Here is a 22,619-nt window from a genome sequence, read left to right on the forward strand (position 1 = left end):
TTTTTTAACGATGTATTGACTAAAATCTTGTGCTTAAACTGCTTCAGCACATTGTGTTGCTGTGGTGGTCGCTTGCTTCGCATCATAATTTAAGATGGCGTTGAGCAATACATCTGCACCCTGCGCCGCATCCAGTGCATAGACATCTTCAGCTTCGTTATGACTTAAACCATCAATACATGGGATAAAGATCATAGTGGTTGGGCAATGTTTTGCAATATTAATTGCATCATGTCCTGCGCCACTGACGATTTTCTGATTGGAATATCCCAAGAAATCAACTGCTTTCTGTACTGTTTCTACACAAGTTGCATCAAAATAAGTTGCTGGGCTAAACCAATGCTCGCTAATGCTGATCTCTAAATCATGCTGTTCTGCCAAGCTTTGTAAAACATGGCGTGTTTCAACTTCCATCTGTTTGAGTGCCGCATCATTCGGATTACGCAAATCGATGGTCCATTGAATTTGACCTGGAATGGTATTACGTGATGAGTTAGCAACTTGCATTTCACCAATGGTGACTAAACCTTCTGGGAAGCACTTACGAATGGTACGCTCCAACTCAGCAATCATGGCAGCCGTTCCCACCATGGTGTCCTTACGCATATACATTGGCGTCGTACCCGCATGCGCAGCCTTACCGCGAGTTTCAACATCCAACCATAAAATTGCTTGCCCACCTGTCACTACACCAATTGAAATTTGGTTATTTTCTAAAACAGGACCTTGCTCGATATGCGCTTCATAATAGGCTTGGAATGGTCGTGCTAAAGGTAATTCACCTAACTGACCAGTACGGAGCAATTCCGAATAAACCGATACACCTTGCTTATCAGTACTGTCATACACTTTTTGTTTAGCTAATAAGCCAGTAAATGCTGCCGAACCCATCATCGCTGGAGTAAAACGAGCACCTTCTTCATTGGTCCACACTACAACTTCTAAAGGATGATGAGTCACCACATCTTCTTCAGCCAAGCGTTGTAGCACTTCCATACCCGCCAATACACCATAAATACCGTCAAAACGACCACCTTTCGGTTGCGTATCTAAATGGCTACCCATCACAATCGGTAGCGCAGTTGTAGAGAGACCTTCACGTCTTAAAATTAAATTTCCAATTTCATCATAATGGATTGAAAGATTAATTTTTTTTGCCCAACCTATCAATAAAGAGCGCCCAGCAACATCTTCATCTGATAATGCTAAACGTGTATTTCCGCCTTTATCCGTTGCGCCAATTTTTGCCATTTCCATTAGCATTTGCCACAAACGTTCCGCATTCGCTTTCATTACTAGAAACATCCATTTTATAAAATAATTATTTGTGTCTTTACAAGAACACCAAATTTCATAAATTCACTCTAGAAAAAAAACTGAGCAGCAACAAGTGATATATTTTTAATCGAAGTATTAGTAAAACTTATACCCTCTTATTTCGCACAAATTTAATCGACAGCACTATTATAAATCGCTTACAAAACAAACCAACATTTAAAATAAGACATCGAACCAAAATGGACTAGCATATTGATATTGATCAGATTCATAAAAAATACAATTGAGTGCATAAAATGGAGTAAAACCAATACTGATTGTTTTTAATACAAAATTTATTTTATTCCACTCAAAACTGGATTTTTATATGACTAAAATTAATCCATTCACACTCAATCAATTTGATGAAAAAATAATCATTTTAAAATAAAAGAAAATAATACACGCGTAAATATTGCACTATTGCGAAGTCTTTTAAATAATTACGACTTCATAAAAACCTAGATAACTTTAGCCATCAAAAAACAAATATTGATAAAATACATAGGATTATTCTAATAATCACAGAATAATCCCATGTATGTCTAACCTAAAATAATGTACGATGGGCTTTAGAATGCCTTAGTGATACTAAAAATTACCGAATCATCTGCGTACTTTAATTCATTATTGATATTTGAATCGACATAGTACAAATCAAAAATAAAGTCGTTGTAGTTATAATTTCCGCCTACTTTATAGTCATAATATGAGTCTTCTTGATCCGTTGCCCATAAAACATCGTAGGCTTCATTACTTGAAAATTGATTAAAACCTACTTGAGCATAAGCAGACCATTTTTCAGCAAATGGATAATTGTAAGTACTTTCATAGCGAAGCATCTTGCCCGTATTGAAGTAATATTCAGGAGAATAATAGAAGGTAAAATTCAAGGTATCTTCAGCACCTAACAATCCTGTCCCCATTGCACCAACAGAGTATTCTTCATAATTAGGATCTGGTAAAGATTTATCAGCACCTGGATAATTAATGTCCGCGTATTGAACATTCAGTTTAAAACGATTATTTACCTGATAGTCATAACCCAAGTAATAATCAAGTTCAATACTACTGCCAATACCAAGTTCCTGATTCGATGAAAAAAGTTGCGCATATAAGCCTGAATCGTGGTCAACGCGTAAAAAAACCTGCACAGCTGGATCACCTTCTGTTTGTGAATAACCGCGTGAATAATAATCAGTTAAAAAGGAAACCGAACCACTGGTTGAAAACCCTTTTAATCTATTCGACTCTTCAACTGTTTCTGCGTGCGCACTCGAAATTGTCATCACTGCCAATAAACTACACATTAGCTTATTTGTCATCATTTCCCTTCCATCAATTCCATGATTTTTATTTGGTTTTTTTATTGTCATTCTTTTTTTACGAAAGCATAGAACCAATTCCAACAATTCAAGAGGAACCATTTAAGCATAAATAATTATATTATTTTTCATAAAGTTACAATTAACAATCAATAAAAACTGCAACTTGAGAAACAAATTAAAGCCAAACGATGCAAAGAAAACCCTGAATTAGTGTCCAAATAGGAAAATGAAACCTCTTAAAAAAGGTATTCAATTGGCATCAATTACATGGGGCTGATCGACATTTAAATACTTATCAACTCCACCATTGAACTCAAATTTATCTTCATATTTTTCAAACTAAAGAGTTTAAATTGACTCAATACTATGAAGATATAGAAATTTATACATTCTGCTAATGATTCATGTTAAAGACACTTCTTAACTCATTAATAAAATATTGTTCAACTAAAGATAACTCACGATCTTTATGCCATGCTAATGAAATGGGAATAATTGATACATAAGGAAAAGGTGGAAGTTGCTTAAATAAATGATAGCTGCTACTTTTTTCAATGATATTTTTAGGTAGTAGACCAATTCCAATTCCATTTTTAATAAAACGAATCACTTCATCCATATTATTTGTGGTGACAAGCAATCGGTTATTTTTCAAAATTTTTTCTCGAACTTCACTTAGCGGCGACAAAGGATCATTTAATTGTTCACTTTGAAAAGAAATGAAGCCATGCCCTTTAACTTGATCTATGGTCTCGATATTTTCTGAATACAACACATGTTGATCACTACAAAATAAAGCATATTTTTGATTAATTAAGGTCTGATAGTTTAATTTAGAATGCTGAATTTGATTTATCCCAATCCCTAGTGCTGGAATTTTTTGTAATAGTAATTGTTGAATTTCTTTACTTTTAAGCACATCAACTTGAAAATCTACCTGCGGATATTTCTGATGAAAATCATGTAATAATTTGTCGTACCGCATCGACTCAATCCGACTGAGTACTAAAAGTTTAATTGTTCCAGATAAACTATTTTTTTCAGTATTTAATTTTTCCTCATAATCCATCAACTGACTGTAAATCATCATACTGGCTTCAAATACAATCTCACCTGTGGCTGTTAAATAAAACTTTCCTCCCGTCCGTACAATTAGCGTTTCACCAATCTGTTCTTCCAGTCTTTTTAAACTTTGACTGATGGCCGACTGAGTCAAAAATAATTTAATAGCCGCTTTATTCAAACTCCCTTCTTGTACAATCACACGAAAAATACGCAGCAAAGACCAATTACATTTATCGAGTAATACATTTGATCTCATAGCTACACCTCATCCTCTGCGATCTCATAAACATTATTATGATCATATCAAAAATATAAAAACCTAATTTTTACCCTGCACTGACATCTGAGTACTTCCGACACCATTACATATGTACGTTTCCACAAGACTCCAAGATTAGAATATAGGACTATGTAAAATTTGTCCTTTTTGATGTCCATAGACGAGAGCCATTTGGATCTAAATACTCAGAGCCAATTAATATTAATCATCGAGGATGCCCCTAACTCCTAAAAGTTGAGACTTTCAATCACACGGCTATTTTTTTATCAGTAATATGGATTAATTTGTGAGAAAAATATGAAAAAAAAAGCCCCCTGTAACTACAGAGGGCTTTTTAAATTTGGCGGAAGCGGTGAGATTCGAACTCACGGAGGGGTATAAGCCCTCGTCGGTTTTCAAGACCGGTGCATTAAACCGCTCTGCCACGCTTCCATGTGCGCCATCATACGGAGCTTTTGTTTTGATGACAAGTAAAACTTACTGTCAAAGCAACCAACTGCATATTGTTTCATCAAAAACTTATAATTTCGAAGCGATTTCTGCACCTTCACGAATCGCACGCTTCGCATCTAGCTCAGCAGCCAGTTTAGCACCACCAATAATGTGATAATTCGCGAGTGTATTTTGCTCAGCACTTGGCATCAGATCCTTTACAGACTCCTGCCCTGCACATACAACGATAGTATCAACACGTAGCAATTGATCTTGTCCTGCCATACCCACCCAAAGCCCTTCATTAGTCACAGCTTTGTACTGAACTCCACGCAACATACGTACTGCATGCTTTTTCAACTGTGCACGGTGTACCCAACCCGAAGTTTTACCTAAACCTGCTCCAAGTGCTGAGGTTTTACGTTGTAATAAATAAATCTCACGAACAGGCGGATGAACTTCTGCGACCTGCGTGCCTCCTTCAGAAACATAATTCGGGTTTGGATCTACGCCCCATTCACGTTGCCAATCTGCAAGTGGTTGTGGCTGAGGTTGATGCTCTGGTTTCAATAAATACTCAGACACATCAAAACCAATCCCCCCAGCACCAATCACCGCAACTTTTCGACCGACAGGTGCGCCGCGTAACACTTCTGCATAAGACAAAACTTGCGGTAAGTCACTCCCTTCGATACGTAATGCACGTGGCACAACACCTGTTGCAATGATAATTTCCTCAAAGCCTTCACGCTCAAGCTGCTCACGATTCACCTTGGTGTTTAAACGTAAGTCGACGCCAGTTTTTTCAATCTGTACTTTGAAATAACGAATGGTTTCATGAAACTCTTCTTTACCCGGTACAACTTTTGCCAAGTTGAACTGACCACCCACCTCATGACTTGCTTCAAACAAAGTCACTTGGTGTCCACGACTGGCTGCAACCGTCGCGGCCGACATACCTGCGACACCACCACCCACAACCGCAACTCGTTTCGGTTGTTTAGTTTTCAAATAAACCAACTCTGTTTCAAACGCTGCACGTGGGTTGACTAAACAGGTTGCACGTAGGTTTTTAAAAGTATGATCTAAACATGCTTGGTTACAAGCGATACACGTATTGATCTCGTCGATACGATTAGTCGCTGTTTTATTCACCCAAAAAGCATCGGCCAATAATGGACGCGCCATTTGCACCATATCCGCTTTGCCCGATGCCAAAATCTCTTCTGCCGTGTCTGGCATATTAATACGGTTTGAAGCAATCACTGGCACAGCCACGTGCTTTTTCACTTCCGCAGTATAGTCAACAAAAGCAGCACGTGGGACAGAAGTCACAATAGTTGGAATACGTGCTTCATGCCAGCCAATCCCTGTATTCAACAAGGTAATGCCTGCTTTTTCTAGTGCTTGCGCAATGGTAATCACTTCTTGCATGGTATTGCCATCATGCACTAAATCTAGCAATGACAAACGGAAGCAAATAATAAATTTCTCGCCGACTTGTGCACGTATCCCTTTGACAATTTCGACCGCAAAACGCATACGGTTTTCAATCGGCCCACCCCAACGGTCTTCACGTTGATTCACATGACGGCTTAAGAACTGATTCAGTAAATAACCTTCTGAACCCATAATTTCCACACCGTCATAGCCTGCCTTTTTGGCAAGACTAGCGCAGTTAACATAGTCATCAATGGTATTCAAAATTTGCTTTTCAGACATTTGACGCGGTTTAAAAGGCGAAATCGGCGACTTGATTGGGCTGGCAGAAACCACAAAAGGTTGGTAGCCATAACGTCCAGCATGCAAAATTTGCATTAAAATTTTTGCGCCATGCTTATGTACCGCATGCGTCACCAAACGATGCGGAGCAATATCCCCCAGCGTATTCATCGTTCCACCCGCAGGAAGAAGCCAACCTTGACGGTTTGGAGAAATCCCGCCTGTAATGATCAGGCCAACACCGCCTTTAGCACGCTCACCGAAGTATGCTGCCAATTTTGGATAATTATAAAAACGATCTTCCAAGCCCGTATGCATGGAGCCCATCACCACACGGTTTTTAATGGTGGTAAAACCCAAATGTAAGGGTTTTAAAATATGTGCATAGCTATTGGTTGTCATCATGAATCCTTATCTTTGGCTTTGCAACTTGTTGCATACTACTTTAGCTGTTTTTTAAAATATTGGGATGACAATTTATAAAAAATTCTTGGCATCTACGGTCAATTCAACTGAGCTCTCAAAAACATACGACAATAAAAAAAACCAGTGACGCTGCCCTCACTGGTTTAGTTTTTTAGACCAAAGCCCTTTACTGCCAATGCTTTAACTTACTGGTTTGACCAATACCCACATTAAAACTATTGGTTGGATCAAGCTTTTCATAATGCGTTCGTAGTGCAGGTTTTGCTACATATAAATGTCCGACATTATGCTCAGCTGGGTATTCGGCCCCACGCGCATCCAGTAAATGCCACATTTGGTGTTCCATCGCCAAAGGATCCACGCCCTTTTTCACAATATAGTCCTGATGAAACACATGACATAAAAAGTGACCATAATAGAGTTTATGAACAATCAGATCATCCATCTCTTTGGGTAAAGTTTCCACCCACTCTCGATCATTACGACGTAATGCAATATCCAGAGCCACAATATCTTCAACCTCTGAACGGTGCGTATCCCGATAGCGAATTGCTGCACCTGCAACGGCAAAGCGATGTAAAAATGCTTTACGTCCTTCTTCCTCGGTACAGTGGAAAAAATCACCTGAGGTTTTATCTTGGAAATAACGTTTTAAAAAGCTTTCAACTTGCTCGACATCTTGATTTTCAATCCGAATAACCAAATGATGTTCATACAGATCACGGAAGGCATTCATCCGTTTCGGTAAATGATTGGGCAAAAATTTGGTGATCAATTGCAGGACTTTATCTGACAGTCCTTTCACACCAAATTTTTCTAAGTACGCATCGACCTTATCTTTCATTGCAAATGCAGCAGGTACTTTGGCTGTACCGAGTTTTTCAATGAACATGAAGGTGTCTTTACCGTACTCTGCCCCAATGTCATAAGCCACGCGGTGGATGTATTCCCCTGCAATCGGCAATCGCGGCAAATCTTTTAGTAAAAAACGGCGGATTTCAGTCAAATCATCATGTGAATTTGTACCCACGTAGAATACTTGGCTTGGAATTTTTTCAAAGGTATCCAAACGTACGGCAAAAACACACACTTTACCCGCCGAACCCGATGCTTCATATAAACGAGACGGATCGGCATTAAAACGTGCAGGCGTATTTTCATCAACTTGTTTAACATCATGTCCATAACGATGGTCCGATGCGCAGCAGCCTGAGTTATTAATAATATCGCCGATTTGATAATTTTTCGTTTCAAGCTTGCTTAGAATTTCTTCAGGTGTTTCGCCTAGGTTCACTCCCAAGTGATTAACCAACTCTAACTGACCATCATCATTAACACGGGCATACAATGCCAGCTCAGTATAAGCAGGACCACGGCGCACCAAAGCACCGCCTGAGTTATTACAGACGCCACCTAAAACTGAAGCTCCAATACACGATGAACCAATCACCGAATGTGGCTCCCGATTAAATGGCACCAATTCTTTTTCAAGTCGATCTAGTGTTGCACCGGGTAGACAAATCACTTGCTGACCGTCATTAATAACCTGAATGCCAACCAAACGACGCGTGCTGATCAGAACCACAGGACGGTCATAGTCATCGCCAAAAGGCGTTGAACCACCGGTCAAACCTGTATTGGCTGCTTGCATAATCACAATACAATCTGCATCAACAGCCGCTTGCAGTACTTGCCACTGTTCCAGTAATGCCCCTGGTGCAACAACAGCCAGTACTTTCCCTGCACCGTAGCGACGACCTTGGCGGTATAAACGTGTGTCTTTATCGTCAGTTAAAACGTGTTGTTTACCAACAATGGTGATGAGTTTTTGAATAGTTTGCTGTGGAGATAATTGAGTTTGCATAAGGAGTTTTCCTATTCCAAATTTTAATTAAGGAATAATGTTTATTTATTCATTTATTTAACTTCTTATATTCGAATTCAAAGTGCAAAGATCAATTCCATATTTGAAATCCCCCCTATATCTCCCTTTTCCAAAAGGGGACTTTTCTTTTACCTAGATCAATTCAAGTAAAAACAAGCCCCTCCGTTTACAAAGGGAGAGTATTGCAAATTTTACAATCAATTAATTTGCAACATTCCCCTCTTTTATAAAGAGGGGTCAGGGGAGATTTACATTGTGAATTAAAACAACTTCACACTATCCATTTTCATACAATAGAAATTATTAAAAACTTACTCAGCCAACTCTCGCTCTAACTTCACTAAACAGTCAGACGTAATATCAGCAATGGTTTTTGCACCTGTTAAAGTCATTGCCACACGCATTTCTTTATCAATCAGTTCCAATAGATTTGAAACACCTTCACCGCCTGCTGCACCGAGTGCATAAACAAAAGCACGACCGAGCATACACGTGTCCGCACCCAACGCCAGCATACGTACCACGTCTAAACCATTACGAATACCCGAATCCGCGAGGATTTTAATATCACCCTTGACTGCATCTGCAATTGGCGGAAGTGCACGTGCAGAAGATAAAACGCCATCCAGCTGACGACCACCGTGGTTTGAAACCACAATCCCATCTGCACCGAAACGCACTGCATCTTTGGCATCTTCAGGATCCAGAATTCCTTTAATGACCATTGGCCCATCCCAAAACTCACGAATCCACTCAAGGTCTTTCCATGAAATAGACGGATCAAAGTTAGAACCTAACCAACCAATATAATCTTCTAGGCCTGTAGGCTTACCTAAGTATTTAGAAATATTGCCCAAGTCATGCGGACGTCCCATCATGCCGACATTCCACGCCCAATGTGGGTGGAAACACGACTGCATATAACGGCGCATTGCTGCATTTGGGCCACTCATACCCGAGTGGGCATCACGATAGCGCGCCCCCGGAACAGGCATATCCACAGTAAACACCAAGGTTGAACAGCCTGCCGCTTTAGCACGCTCCAAAGCATTTTTCATGAAACCACGGTCACGTAGTACATAGAGCTGGAACCACATTGGACGTTGAATCGCAGGCGCCACTTCCTCAATTGGACATACTGAAACGGTAGACAGTGTAAATGGAATACCCTTTTTATCTGCAGCGACAGCAGCTTGAACTTCACCGCGGCGTGCATACATGCCTGTTAAACCCACAGGAGATAATGCAACAGGCATCGACAAAGTTTCATCAAACAGTTTGGTCTCTAAACTTAACTGTGACATGTCGTTCAGTACACGCTGGCGCAAAGCAATTTTTGATAAATCTTCTACATTGCGCTTCAGGGTATATTCTGCATACGCACCACCATCGATGTAATGGAATAAAAATGGCGGTAAACGACGTCGTGCCGCTTCACGGTAGTCATTGGCAGAAGAAATAATCATGCTTATATCCTGTTTAATCGACTGGCGCGCTGACGACGAGCTTCTTCTTCATCAATCATTCGCACCTGTTGTACTACAAACTCAATGTGTCCACAGACTGCTTTACGTGCAGCTTCTGGATCACGACGTTCAATTGCATTCATGACTTGAAAGTGCTGATCATGCAATTGATCAAAACGGTGTGCTTCGCTATAGACTTTTCGACGTCCCAAAGCGACGTTGAACTGCAACAAATCGAACAGACCACGCATCATCTGAATCAAAACCAAATTATGAGATGCTTCAGCAATCGCTAAATGAAATTTCGCATCTGCACGAGCCGCCTCGTCATCATTTCCCAAAGCCTGAAAATGGTTAATCTGATCATAATGATGTCGGATGTTCACCAGATCTTCTTGGGTTGCGCGTTGTGCTGCATACCACGTCGTCCCACCTTCTAAAATAATGCGCGCCTCTTGCACATCAAATCGGTAAGCAGGATCTTCACTTATCAAATTACTAATCGGTTGTACGATTTGATAACTGGACCACGTTGCTGGTAATTGTTTTAAAAAAGTCCCCGCCCCCACTTTGCTGACCAACATACCCATGCTGGTCAGTTGCGAAATGGCCTCTCTTAAAGAAGAGCGAGAGACTTGAAGCTGTTCACACAGTTTTCTTTCAGCAGGCAGACGGTCTCCAACTTGCATATTGCTTTGTTCAATCAATACACGCAGGCTTTGTACAGCTTTATCGGAGACTTTCATCTGCTTTCCTTAACGTTGATACACAATTTGTGTTATGGAATCATCCATGGGAACACATAGGCTTGTAGAGTAATCATAATACCCATCATAATTGTGAACGTTATACTGTGTTTTAAGGTAAAACGGAATAAATCAGACTCTTTACCAACCAGTCCTACCGCCGCACACGCAATCGCAATCGATTGAGGTGAAATCATCTTACCGGTCACACCACCACTGGTATTGGCTGCCACCAGTAAAACTTCTGGCACACCAATTTGCTGAGCTGTAGTGGCTTGAAGCGCTGAAAACAGTGCATTGGCAGAAGTATCTGAACCTGTAAGGAATACACCCAACCAACCCAAGAAAGGCGAGAAGAACGTAAATGCTGAACCTGTATGTGCAAGGGCCAAAGCCAAGGTCGAAGACATACCCGAATAGTTTGCGATAAAAGCAAAAGACAACACCATACCAATTGAATAAATGGGAACTTTCAATTCATTCAGGGTTTCACCAAAAGTTACCACAGCATCTTTCGGTTTCATCTTCAAATAGGCAATGGTGATCAATGCTGCAATAAAGATCGCAGTTCCTGTCGCTGAGATCCAATCAAACTTGTAAATCGCGTCATAGTCTTTAATTTCAGCAACCACGGGTGGCATTTTTTGAATCATTTGATGCAAAAATGGCACTTTGATTGAAATCACGAGATCATGCAATGCACCGTCTTTGGCAAATAAATCCTTAAACGGTTTCACACTCCAGATTGTCACCATCACAGTTAAAATCGCGAATGGAGACCATGCTTTTGCAATTTGCCCTACAGTGTATTTTTGCTGTTTTTGTGCAGCCACATCTTCACTCATCGTTGCGTCTTGATCTGCAAAACGGAAAATGTGCTTCGGCTGCCAGTATTTAAACAAAATTGTTAAAGAAATCAGGGATGCAATTGCAGCCGTAATATCAGGTAATTCTGGACCAACAAAGTTAGAAGTTAGGTATTGTGCAATTGCAAAGCTACTTGCACCCACCACAACTGCAGGCCATGTTTCTTTAACACCGCGCCAGCCATCCATAATCGCCATAATCCAGAACAACACGATTGGCACCATAAATGGTAGCTGACGGCCCACCATTTGGCTGATTTCCATCGTATCGACACCAGAGACTTGTCCAGCAACAATAATTGGAATACCCATTGCACCAAAAGCCACAGGAGCTGTGTTTACAATGAGGCACAGACCTGCTGCATATAAAGGTTTAAAGCCTAAACCGACTAATAGCGCAGCGGTAATCGCCACAGGAGCACCAAAGCCTGCCGCACCCTCTAAGAAGGTACCAAAAGCAAAACCCACCAACAGCATTTGTAAACGCTGGTCTTCAGTAATTGAGAGAATAGAAGAACGAATGATGTCAAACTGGCCTGTCTTCACTGAAATTTTATACAGGAATACCGCACCAATAATGATCCATGCAATTGGCCATAAACCGTAGAGGAAACCATAAGCCATCGATGCGAATGCCATCAGCACCGGCATCTTATAGGCAAATAAAGAGACAAGAAGTGCAAGTACAACAGTGATCGTACCTGCCACACTGCCTTTTAAACGAAATACCGCGAGCGCCAAAAAGAAGAATATAATCGGAATCAGTGCAATTAGACTTGAAATCCAAATATTCCCCATCGGGTCATACATTTGCTGCCATTGAAGCATTGTCATCTCCTTGAAATGCTTACTAAGATTTAATTTTGAGCATATTATTGGCACTTTTGCCAATATTGGACAGACCAATATGAGCGACTGTAAAGAGAAACAAACCAATAATGACTTATACTTGGCTTATTTTGATTTAAAATGAAGTAAAACTTCAATTAAAAATTAATATTGGTACGACCAATATCAGCTACATTTATAAACCAGATCATATTTCAATCAAATTAATATCATTGTTTTTACTGATGTTTTTATTAAAATAATGCCAATTTTAGACTTTAGTCTAATAATATAAAAAATAATCACCCAACTTAAATCCAGCTTAATACTCAAAAAATGGAAAAATCACACAATATTGGTAATACCAATTTAAAACCAAACCAACTTCCCCACTTTTCTGATTAATTTACAGCCTAAACATCTTCTAAAAAGACAAAAAGTGAGCACACAATATAGAAACCGATTTTATCCAGAAATTTTTCAACAGTATCGATATGCACATGAACTTTAATATTTTTAAAGCCCTATGATTTTTTAGAAAAACCATTTGGAAAAGTGCTACAATCGCGGACATATGTATTCTTTCAGGCCACCCATTCTCGGTGCCTATATTTATATCGTTAGGATTAACAATGACTGATAATGCAACTATCTTGCAGAATGTCCCAGTTGGCAAAAAAGTTGGTATTGCCTTCTCTGGTGGTCTAGATACTTCAGCTGCACTTTTGTGGATGAAACAAAAAGGCGCAGAACCTTATGCTTATACAGCAAACTTAGGTCAGCCTGATGAAGACGACTACGATGCGATTCCAAAAAAAGCGGAAGCGTATGGCGCAGTAAAAGCTCGCTTAGTTGACTGCCGTTTACAGCTTGCACTTGAAGGTATTGCTGCAATTCAATGTGGTGCGTTCCACATTTCAACTGGTGGTGTACCGTATTTCAACACGACGCCATTGGGTCGTGCAGTAACAGGGACTATGCTTGTTACCGCAATGAAAGAAGATGATGTCAACATCTGGGGTGATGGTTCAACATATAAAGGAAACGATATTGAACGTTTCTACCGTTATGGTTTATTGACCAACCCTGCACTTAAAATCTATAAGCCTTGGTTAGACCAAACGTTTATTGATGAATTAGGTGGCCGTGCTGAAATGTCGCAATTCTTGATCGACAACGGCTTTGACTACAAAATGTCAAAAGAAAAAGCTTACTCAACTGACTCAAACATGTTGGGTGCGACCCACGAAGCAAAAGATCTTGAATACCTCAATGCAGGGATCAAAATTGTTGACCCAATCATGGGCGTTGCATTCTGGAAAGACGACGTAGAAGTTAAAGCTGAAGAAGTATCTATTACTTTTGAAGAAGGCTTCCCAGTTGCAATCAATGGTCAACGCATTGAAGACCCTGTTGAGTTCATTCTTGAAGCCAACCGTATTGGTGGTCGTCATGGTCTAGGTATGTCTGACCAAATCGAAAACCGCATTATTGAAGCAAAATCTCGCGGTATTTATGAAGCTCCTGGTATGGCTCTACTTCATATTGCTTATGAGCGTCTTGTAACTGGTATTCATAACGAAGATACGATTGAACAGTATCGTATTAACGGTCTACGTTTAGGCCGTTTACTTTACCAAGGTCGTTGGTTCGACTCTCAAGCATTAATGCTTCGTGAAACTGCACAGCGTTGGGTTGCGAAAGCCATCACTGGTACAGTAACTTTAGAGCTTCGTCGCGGTAATGACTACACCATCATGAACACAGAGTCTGAAAACCTCACTTATGAAGCTGAGCGTTTGACGATGGAGAAAGGTGATTCAATGTTTACGCCAATGGACCGTATTGGTCAGTTAACTATGCGAAACTTGGACATTACCGATACTCGTGCGAAACTTGGTATTTATACCAATACTGGTTTGCTTGCAGTCGGTACAGGTTCTGCTGTTCCACAGTTAAAAGACAAAAACAAGTAAGTTTGTTGAATGTCAAAAAAACCGCTCTTATGAGCGGTTTTTTTATTTTAGCGATTCATTCTATACACGTCGATGTGGTTAAAGGCTGATAATAAATCTGATTACGCCCCAATTGCTTGGCACGGTATAAAGCCTGATCTGCGATCCCTAGCAACTCGACTTTGCTCAAATCAACCTCGCCTTTAAAGACTGTAATCCCTAAACTAATGGTGACAAATGGCGATACTTCAGACATTTCATGCGGAATTTCCAACCGCTCAATCGCTCGGTAAATATTCGAAGCAACCGCATAAGCGCCATGTGCATCGGTTTCTGGCAATAAAACTACGAATTCTTCGCCACCATAACGCGCCACAAAATCCATATGCCGAATCGCATTTTTAATAGATTTTGCAATCGATGAAATCACATCATCGCCCTTTTGGTGACCATAACAGTCGTTATATTTTTTAAAGAAATCAACATCAATAAACAAAATCGACAAGGGTGTTTCATCCTGACGTGATTGCTCATAATAGGTATCCATCATTTCGTCAAAATTACGCCGATTTGATATCTTCGTCAGCTCATCATTCTGACTCAAATGCAGCAATTCTGAAGTATGTATTCGATGTATTTTTTCACTAATTTTAGCACGGCGAATATTTAAAAAAATGATGCGCTCGCGAGCATAAATCATACGACTAATGATAAACCCCAGTAAACAGCTACCAAACATCACACGCCCCATCACGATCGCATCAAACTTAACTAAAGTCGAAATGAGCACTAAAAATGAAACCCCAGCAGCTACTATGCCTGTGATAAAAACATATCCTGGTTTTACCCCAGTCAGTAAAAACCCCAATACATAAATCATGCAGATAATCATCATTGCTTGATGGCGCAAAGCTTCGGTATGTACCGACATGGTCAACCAAGTCGTCGAGACCACAGCCCAAAACACAGCAAACATGGCTGCATAAGCAAAAAAAGGCTTTAGTTTGGTAAAGTGTGAAAAAACATAAAGGAATAAAAGACAAACAGCACCATTTAGCAGCCCCAGTAAACAATGAATAAAATCTTGTTTAAAGTGAGAATGTTCAATAATCCAGTAATCCCCCGGAATCATTAAAATGGCAAAAACAAAATAAGCCAAAACACCAGACCAAAGAAAGTCATTAATATTGCGACGCGCGCGCTCTAAGTTTAGCCGCCAAAACTCTTGCTCTAATTTCTGAGGAAAAACCTGACCAATACGACGGTTGTGTCGTGTAATCAGCTCTTCCATTTTTTCTTTATCGTACTGAAGTTTGGCGAGGTTGTATTTATATTCCATACCAGACCAGATTTAATTCTTGTAGTTGCTTAAAAATAACACAAATTTACAAAGATAAATCATAATAATCAGACAAGATGCCTTTATTTGTCATTACCATTTTTGCTGTATATGCATTATCATCTGTTTTATTTCTTTGACAGAAATCGCCTTGAATACGATTACGATTCTCCAGCCAGATGACTGGCACGCTCACCTTCGTGATGGTCTTGCATTACAACGTACGGTTCCCGATTTAGCCCAACAGTTTTCACGCGCTATTTGTATGCCAAATACCGTACCTCCCGTTAAAACGGTTGAGGAAGCGAATGCGTACCGAGAACGCATCATGGCGCATGTACCAGAAGGCAATGCCTTCGACCCACGCATGGTGTTGTATTTTACTGACACAACTTCGCCTGAAGAAGTCAAGAAAATTAAAAATTCTGAGTTTGTAAACGCGATTAAACTCTACCCTGCTGGTGCGACCACCAACTCAGACAATGGTGTAAGCGACATTCGTAAAGTCTATGCTGTCATTGAGCAACTTGAAGAGCATCAGGTTCCATTACTGTTGCATGGTGAAGTTACACACAATCATGTCGATATTTTTGACCGTGAAAAGCGCTTCTTAGACGAAGTTCTTTCTCCGTTGCTGAAACAATTTCCAAAACTGAAATTGGTTTTAGAACACATTACGACTAGTGAAGCGGCCAACTTTGTTTTAGAACAAGACCGCAATGTGGCTGCAACCATTACTCCACAGCATTTACTGTTTAACCGTAATGATATGTTGGTTGGTGGCATTAAACCGCACTTCTATTGCTTACCGATTTTAAAACGTCAAACCCATCAGCAAACTTTGCTCGAAGTTGCGACCAGTGCCAACCCTAAGTTTTTCTTAGGTACAGACAGTGCACCGCACTCTAAAAATGCCAAAGAAAATGCATGTGGATGTGCAGGCTGCTACAGCGCGCCAACGGCAATTGAACTTTATGCTCAAGCATTCGATCAAGTGGGTAAGCTTGAACGCCTTGAAGGTTTTGCCAGCCACTTTGGTGCAGACTTCTACGGTCTACCGCGCAATACTTCAACAATTACACTGGTAAAAGAAGACCAAGTCATCCCTGAGAGTTTAGACTATTTGGATGGTGAACACATTATTCCGCTGTATGCGGGTAAAACCATTCAATGGAGAAAAGTGTGACAAATGAAACATTGCCAATAATTGGTCAGCGTTTCCGTGGTTTTCTACCTGTTGTTGTCGATGTCGAAACAGCAGGTTTTAATGCACAGACCGATGCCTTATTGGAAATTGCCGCAATTCCGATTATTTATAATGAAGAAGGTCAATTTGTACCGGGTCCTGCACATCATGCGCATATCAACCCATTCGAAGGTGCAAATCTAGACCGTCGCTCATTGGACTTTATTGGTATTGATCCCTTTAATCCCATGCGTATGGCCATGGCCGAAGACGAAAAAACAGCATTAAAACGTATTTTTAAAGCCGTCAATGAAGTTCGTCGCCAACAGAACTGTACACATGCGGTCTTGGTTGGTCATAACGCTCACTTTGATTTAGGTTTTGTACAAGCAGCGATTGCACGTACAGGAACCAAAAATCAAAACCCATTTCACAGTTTTTCAGTATTTGACACCGTCACCCTAAGTGCTGTGATGTTTGGTCAGACTGTTCTTGCGAAGTCATGTATTCAAGCTGGGATTGAGTTCGATGGTAAAGAGGCCCACTCGGCTTTATACGATACTCAAAAGACCGCCGAACTGTTCTGTTATATTTTGAACAAACTCGCACCACACCTACTTGACACTCTGATGGCGGATCAATAAGATACCGCCATCCTCGCAACGTCCCTATCGTCTAGAGGCCTAGGACATCGCCCTTTCACGGCGGTAACCGGGGTTCGAATCCCCGTAGGGACGCCATCTTATTCTATTTCTAGAACACATCACTTTTCATTTAATCGGCTATTGACCACCGATGTTTCATTTCAGTTTTAACCATACGCTCGCTATACTATGGTCTGTGTTTTTCAAGGTTGATTGTTATGCTTAAGAAAATTCTAATCTTTTTATTAATTCTATCGCCTTCTATTTTTTATCTATGGTTTGTCCAACAAGGAACCAATAACACTAAACAAGACCCTGTCGCACAAGAAATCCACTCAAGTGTTGAAAACATCCCTTCTTACCCAACACCTGACCACTAAAAGATAGTCTTTAAGCATTTGTTTTTTAAATTGATACCGATAGTTCATCAGAAAATTTCAATTCACGTGATTTTTCATCTTATTAAAAACTAGAATATAACTTTAAGCCCATTCTTTGATTTTCTATGCAATCTGCAACGCCGCCTTCGCAGTCGTCAACTGATTCACTGCAAAATACCTCATTAAAACGTGCCATGAGCACACGCCACCTGATCATGTTATCGCTTGGTGGTGCCATTGGTACAGGCCTGTTCATGGGCTCAGGCGAAGTGATCTCTCAGGCAGGCCCTCTCGGTGCTGTGCTGGCTTATATTATTGGGGGTTTGATCGCATATATGGTCATGCTTTGCCTTGGAGAGCTTGCAGTACATTTACCTGTTTCTGGTTCATTTGGTGCCTTTGCAACACGTTATATTGGCCCTGGCACAGGTTATATGGTTTCGTGGATGTATTGGCTCGGCTGGTCGGCAACACTTGGCACCGAATTTACCGCAGCAGCCATTTTGGTACAGGAATGGTTCCCACAAACGTCGATCTGGTTATGGACGTTAATCTTTGCCAGTGGTGTACTGATTTCAAACCTCAGTTCAACCCGAGCTTTTGCAGAGTCTGAGTTTTGGCTGTCCATGATCAAAGTCGCCACTGTACTTATTTTCATTCTATTAGGCTTTGCCTGTATCTTCGGTATCATCCCTTTTCAGGGGTATGAGTCTGCACCCTTATTTAACAACTTAACCGCACAAGGCTGGCTACCGAATGGTCTTATTCCGTTGTTTACCACCTTATTAATTGTGAATTTCGCTTTTAATGGCACAGAAATGATTGGTATTGCCGCAGGTGAAACTGAAAACCCAGAAAAAAATGTACCCAAAGCCATTCATGCCGCGGTTTGGCGCCTGATTATTTTCTTTGTTGGTACAATCATTGTCATCAGTTCATTGCTCAGTTATAGCAACACAGGTTTACAAGTAGGTGGACATGGCGGCTTAAGCAGCAGCCCGTTTGTGACTGTATTTACCCAGATGGGTATTCCTTACGCCGAAGATTTTATCCGTTTTGTGATTATCACGGCATTATTATCAACCGCAAACTCAGGCTTATATGCTGCATCACGCATGATGTGGGCCCTGTCCTCACAAAACCAACTCCCCAAGCTTTTTGCCAAAGTAAGTAAATCTGGGGTGCCTTATATTGCCATTTGGGTCACCATGATTGGAGGCTTGCCGGGCTTGCTCTCTGAGCAATTTGGTGCAGATGTCATTTTTAAGAACCTAATGGGTATTGCAGCTTTTACCATGGTGATTGTCTGGATGAGTATTTGCTGGAGTCAGTTTAACTTCCGCCGCCAATGGTTAAAGCAAGGGCGGGCTTTATCGGAGCTGCAATTCCGTACCCCTTGGTATCCGTTCGTTCCGATCCTAGGCTTTATCTGCTGTACAGCAACAGGCTTAAGTATGGCGGCTGACCCTGAAATGCTTTCAGGTTTTATTGGCTGCTTGCTCTTTATGGCGGCTTGCTATGCCAGTTACTATTGGCTCTATCATAATAAAAACTAAGAATCTTAAAACTAACAGTGAGCTCAAGCTTATTTTTTGGGCTCACTTTTGCAACAATAAAAAAATTCATTCAATTTAATTACTTGTTTTGCCTAATGTTTGAACTTTCAACCATCACAGAGCAAAAACCCTTTTGACAAATAGGCCTTTAATCCTTAATATACGCATCACCTCGCAACGTCCCTATCGTCTAGAGGCCTAGGACATCGCCCTTTCACGGCGGTAACCGGGGTTCGAATCCCCGTAGGGACGCCATCTCTTGATCTTATCCGATCAACACTTATTCATAATTACTATTATTTCATTGCAGATTTGCAGTTTTTCACTACAATAGCCCGCTTCATTCCTGAACTTATTAACGCTTATGCACTCATCTCCGAATGATGCTTCGCATCAGGGCAATTCTGCGCCTTTAAAACGCGCTATGAGTACTCGACATCTGGTTATGATTTCGCTTGGTGGCGCAATCGGGACTGGCCTATTTTTAGGATCGGGTGAAGTCATTGCACAAACGGGGCCTGTAGGTGCCATTATTTCTTATTTCCTTGGCGGGATCATTGCATATATGGTCATGCTGTGTTTAGGGGAACTTGCTGTTCATATGCCTGAGTCTGGCTCATTTGGCGCCTATGCCAAACGCTATATCGGACCAGGTACAGGTTATACCATCACATGGCTGTACTGGCTAACGTGGTCAGTCACGCTAGGAACCGAGTTTACAGCTGCCGCACTGCTCATGCAGGAGTGGTTTCCAGATAGTTCAATGTGGATGTGGACTCTAATTTTTGGTGCATTTGTATTTAGTTTAAATATGATTTCGACCAAATGGTTCGCAGAATCTGAGTTTTGGTTGGCTTTAGTCAAAGTTATCACCGTTGTTATTTTTATTTTATTGGGTCTACTCGCTATTTTTGGCGTGATTGGCTACAGAGGCTATGAAGCTGCGCCTTTATTTAGCAACTTAACAGCTCAGGGTTGGTTCCCAGAAGGCTTGTTCCCTATCTTTACCACCATGTTGATCGTGAACTTTGCATTTTCTGGTACAGAGCTGATTGGTGTTGCTGCGGGTGAAACCAAAGATCCTGCTAAGAATGTACCCAAAGCCATCAATACTGCGATTTTCCGCTTATTGATTTTCTTTGTGGGTACCATCTTGGTCGTGACTTCACTCCTTCCGCATCAAGAGGCAGGTTTAGCAGCTGAAGGCGTGAGTAGCAGTCCATTTGTAACCGTATTCCAGCACATTGGCATTCCTTATGCTGAAGATATCATTCGTTTTGTGATTATCACTGCGTTGCTATCTGCTGCGAACTCAGGACTATTTGCCGCTTCGCGTATGATGTGGTCGTTGTCTTACCAAAAACAGTTGCCAACAGTCTTCTCAAAAATCAATGCACGTGGTGTCCCTTACGTGGCAGTCATCGTGACCATGATTGGCGGTATGCCGGGTTTACTGTCTGAACAGTTTGCACCTGAAGCCATTTTTACAAACCTTTTAGGTATTGCAGCGTTTACCATGGTCGTCGTTTGGATGAGTATTTGCTTAAGCCAATTTAACTTCCGTCGCCAATGGTATAAACAAGGACGTAAAAAAGAAGAATTAGGTTTTGCAGCACCCCTGTTTCCTATTGTGCCAATCCTTGGCTTTATCTTCTGCTTTATCACCTGCGTCAGTATGGTGTTTGATCCAAGTATGCGTATTAGCTTCTTTGGTTGTTTACTGTTTATTGCAGTATGTTATGCCAGTTATTACACCTTTTATCACAAGAAATCTTAATCCTTACTGTTAAAAAGAGCGACTTCGGTCGCTCTTTTTTTTATACTGTTTTGATCAAGTACATCATCGGTGCATACACGATGAATATTGTATGGATTCATGGGATGAATCAGCAGCACAAGACTGCACGTACCCTGCTTCAACATTGGCTTGTGATCTTACAACAGGTACTGAGCGAACTTGGCCGCGCAGATGACCTTCCCTATCTTCAGCGGCACAGTCGGCTGGCCTTTTATGGAGATCTTCTAACACGTCAGCATTTAGAAAACACCCTCAATGCCAGCACCCTCATGCCACAACATTGGTCTCCTTTTTCTTTTTTACATCCTATTCACCTGACGCACACCGCTGCACCCAATATCGAACATCAAGCTGAAATTTCTAAAAACCCACAGCTCACCATTTCAGATGAACTCTCATTCAATAATAAAATTAAATACATCAGCCTCCTCGGCAAAGATCTGGCCTTACGCGACTTAGCTAGTTTAATCAACCACTTCCCAGAGCTGCATAGTAGCTTTATTCATCGTTTTTTGATGGAAGCGTATCTATATTTATCCAATCCACACTTCATCCACACCGTGCATACGCGTCTGCATGAGCACTTACACGGTACGAAACCCAATATTGTGATTGCCCACTCTTTAGGCAGCGTGATTGCCTATAATTATTTAATTCGACACCCTGAACTTAAGATTCAAACACTGATTACCCTCGGTTCACCACTTGCCTTTCGCGTTATACAGTGTCATTTACAGCAACCCATTCAACGGCCCGCTGCTTTATATGGCGATTGGATCAATTTTTATTCAGATGCTGATTTTCTGAGTGCTTTTCCACTGAACCAAAAACCGTTTGCTTTTACTCCTGCCATTATCAACAAGCAAATCACCACCGATCTTGCTCATCCTCATCTAATCGAAGGCTATTTACGCCATCCCGAGTTCATCAACAATTTGCTAAGTTTGCTTAAAAAATCGGCTTAAATCATATGATTTTTAATCATTTTATCTAGATTGTTTTAAATTTATGCACTCAACACAGAAAACTAGAATTATTTAGAGAAAAGCGTTTGACACCCCTCTATTTTCGCCCTAATATACGCCCACCTCTGAAACGTCCCTATCGTCTAGAGGCCTAGGACATCGCCCTTTCACGGCGGTAACCGGGGTTCGAATCCCCGTAGGGACGCCAATTTCAGAAGTAAAGTTTTATTAAGTCCCTATCGTCTAGAGGCCTAGGACATCGCCCTTTCACGGCGGTAACCGGGGTTCGAATCCCCGTAGGGACGCCATTACTTAAGATCAAAAGTAATTGGTTTTAAAACATCACTTCTGTACTGTCCCTATCGTCTAGAGGCCTAGGACATCGCCCTTTCACGGCGGTAACCGGGGTTCGAATCCCCGTAGGGACGCCATATT

General features: G+C 41.0%; 16 protein-coding genes and 6 tRNA genes. 12 read left to right on the forward strand and 10 right to left on the reverse strand.

The window, feature by feature from the left end; genetic code table 11:
• Positions 1-33: 33 nt before the first annotated feature.
• From JZ787_RS01165 to lldP, 9 genes are all read right to left on the reverse strand, one after another.
• Positions 34-1,293, reverse strand: a complete 1,260-nt coding sequence (locus JZ787_RS01165; protein WP_346311459.1) for a Zn-dependent hydrolase — start codon at positions 1,291-1,293, stop codon at positions 34-36.
• 596 nt (positions 1,294-1,889) lie between these two features.
• The gene (locus JZ787_RS01170; protein WP_346311460.1) at positions 1,890-2,645 is read right to left on the reverse strand and encodes a TorF family putative porin; all 756 of its coding nucleotides are present in this window, start codon (positions 2,643-2,645) and stop codon (positions 1,890-1,892) included.
• A 394-nt stretch (positions 2,646-3,039) separates the two neighbouring features.
• Positions 3,040-3,966, reverse strand: a complete 927-nt coding sequence (locus tag JZ787_RS01175; RefSeq protein WP_234951514.1) for a LysR family transcriptional regulator — start codon at positions 3,964-3,966, stop codon at positions 3,040-3,042.
• Between the two features lie 365 nt (positions 3,967-4,331).
• Positions 4,332-4,422, reverse strand: a tRNA-Ser gene (locus tag JZ787_RS01180).
• Between the two features lie 87 nt (positions 4,423-4,509).
• A complete protein-coding gene (locus JZ787_RS01185) occupies positions 4,510-6,546 on the reverse strand; it encodes an NADPH-dependent 2,4-dienoyl-CoA reductase (protein WP_346311682.1) in 2,037 nt (678 codons plus the stop codon).
• A gap of 190 nt (positions 6,547-6,736) precedes the next feature.
• Positions 6,737-8,434, reverse strand: coding sequence for a D-lactate dehydrogenase (gene dld, locus JZ787_RS01190; protein ID WP_346311461.1), 1,698 nt, complete (start codon positions 8,432-8,434; stop codon positions 6,737-6,739).
• A 332-nt stretch (positions 8,435-8,766) separates the two neighbouring features.
• On the reverse strand, positions 8,767-9,921 hold the full coding sequence (gene lldD, locus JZ787_RS01195) for an FMN-dependent L-lactate dehydrogenase LldD (protein WP_062034458.1): 1,155 nt from the start codon (positions 9,919-9,921) through the stop codon (positions 8,767-8,769).
• A 2-nt stretch (positions 9,922-9,923) separates the two neighbouring features.
• Entirely contained in the window at positions 9,924-10,667 is a 744-nt protein-coding gene (gene lldR, locus JZ787_RS01200) for a transcriptional regulator LldR (RefSeq protein ID WP_010326372.1), read from the reverse strand.
• Positions 10,668-10,699: 32 nt separating this feature from the next.
• A complete protein-coding gene (gene lldP, locus JZ787_RS01205) occupies positions 10,700-12,367 on the reverse strand; it encodes an L-lactate permease (protein WP_171065388.1) in 1,668 nt (555 codons plus the stop codon).
• Positions 12,368-12,993: 626 nt separating this feature from the next.
• Here lldP and argG point away from each other — a divergent pair.
• Complete coding sequence (argG, locus tag JZ787_RS01210) at positions 12,994-14,337, forward strand: argininosuccinate synthase (RefSeq protein ID WP_004694013.1); 1,344 nt, start codon at positions 12,994-12,996, stop codon at positions 14,335-14,337.
• 55 nt (positions 14,338-14,392) lie between these two features.
• Here the strand turns inward: argG and JZ787_RS01215 are convergent, their stop codons facing one another.
• Positions 14,393-15,655, reverse strand: coding sequence for a GGDEF domain-containing protein (locus tag JZ787_RS01215; protein ID WP_218287963.1), 1,263 nt, complete (start codon positions 15,653-15,655; stop codon positions 14,393-14,395).
• A gap of 151 nt (positions 15,656-15,806) precedes the next feature.
• Between JZ787_RS01215 and pyrC the strand changes: the two genes are divergently transcribed.
• From pyrC to JZ787_RS01270, 11 genes are all read left to right on the forward strand, one after another.
• Positions 15,807-16,841, forward strand: a complete 1,035-nt coding sequence (gene pyrC, locus JZ787_RS01220) for a dihydroorotase (protein WP_062034500.1) — start codon at positions 15,807-15,809, stop codon at positions 16,839-16,841.
• On the forward strand, positions 16,826-17,485 hold the full coding sequence (gene rnt / locus JZ787_RS01225; RefSeq protein ID WP_010326367.1) for a ribonuclease T: 660 nt from the start codon (positions 16,826-16,828) through the stop codon (positions 17,483-17,485). Before pyrC ends, rnt begins: the two co-directional genes overlap by 16 nt.
• Before the next feature lie 20 nt (positions 17,486-17,505).
• Positions 17,506-17,581 (forward strand) — tRNA-Glu (locus JZ787_RS01230).
• 122 nt (positions 17,582-17,703) lie between these two features.
• Positions 17,704-17,865 (forward strand): hypothetical protein, encoded by a 162-nt coding sequence (locus JZ787_RS01235; protein ID WP_346311462.1) that lies wholly within the window; start codon positions 17,704-17,706, stop codon positions 17,863-17,865.
• Between the two features lie 125 nt (positions 17,866-17,990).
• Entirely contained in the window at positions 17,991-19,421 is a 1,431-nt protein-coding gene (locus tag JZ787_RS01240; protein WP_346311463.1) for an amino acid permease, read from the forward strand.
• Between the two features lie 179 nt (positions 19,422-19,600).
• Positions 19,601-19,676: transfer RNA gene (locus JZ787_RS01245), tRNA-Glu, on the forward strand.
• Positions 19,677-19,785: 109 nt separating this feature from the next.
• A complete protein-coding gene (locus JZ787_RS01250) occupies positions 19,786-21,198 on the forward strand; it encodes an amino acid permease (RefSeq protein WP_218287966.1) in 1,413 nt (470 codons plus the stop codon).
• 80 nt (positions 21,199-21,278) lie between these two features.
• Positions 21,279-22,184, forward strand: coding sequence for an alpha/beta hydrolase (locus JZ787_RS01255; protein WP_346311464.1), 906 nt, complete (start codon positions 21,279-21,281; stop codon positions 22,182-22,184).
• A 132-nt stretch (positions 22,185-22,316) separates the two neighbouring features.
• Positions 22,317-22,392 (forward strand) — tRNA-Glu (locus JZ787_RS01260).
• Positions 22,393-22,416: 24 nt separating this feature from the next.
• Positions 22,417-22,492 (forward strand) — tRNA-Glu (locus tag JZ787_RS01265).
• Positions 22,493-22,539: 47 nt separating this feature from the next.
• A tRNA-Glu gene (locus JZ787_RS01270) sits at positions 22,540-22,615 on the forward strand.
• Positions 22,616-22,619: the final 4 nt, after the last annotated feature.

It is taken from the genome of Acinetobacter sp. BWR-L5, from assembly GCF_039655985.1.
Taxonomy (GTDB): Bacteria; Pseudomonadota; Gammaproteobacteria; order Pseudomonadales; family Moraxellaceae; genus Acinetobacter; species Acinetobacter johnsonii.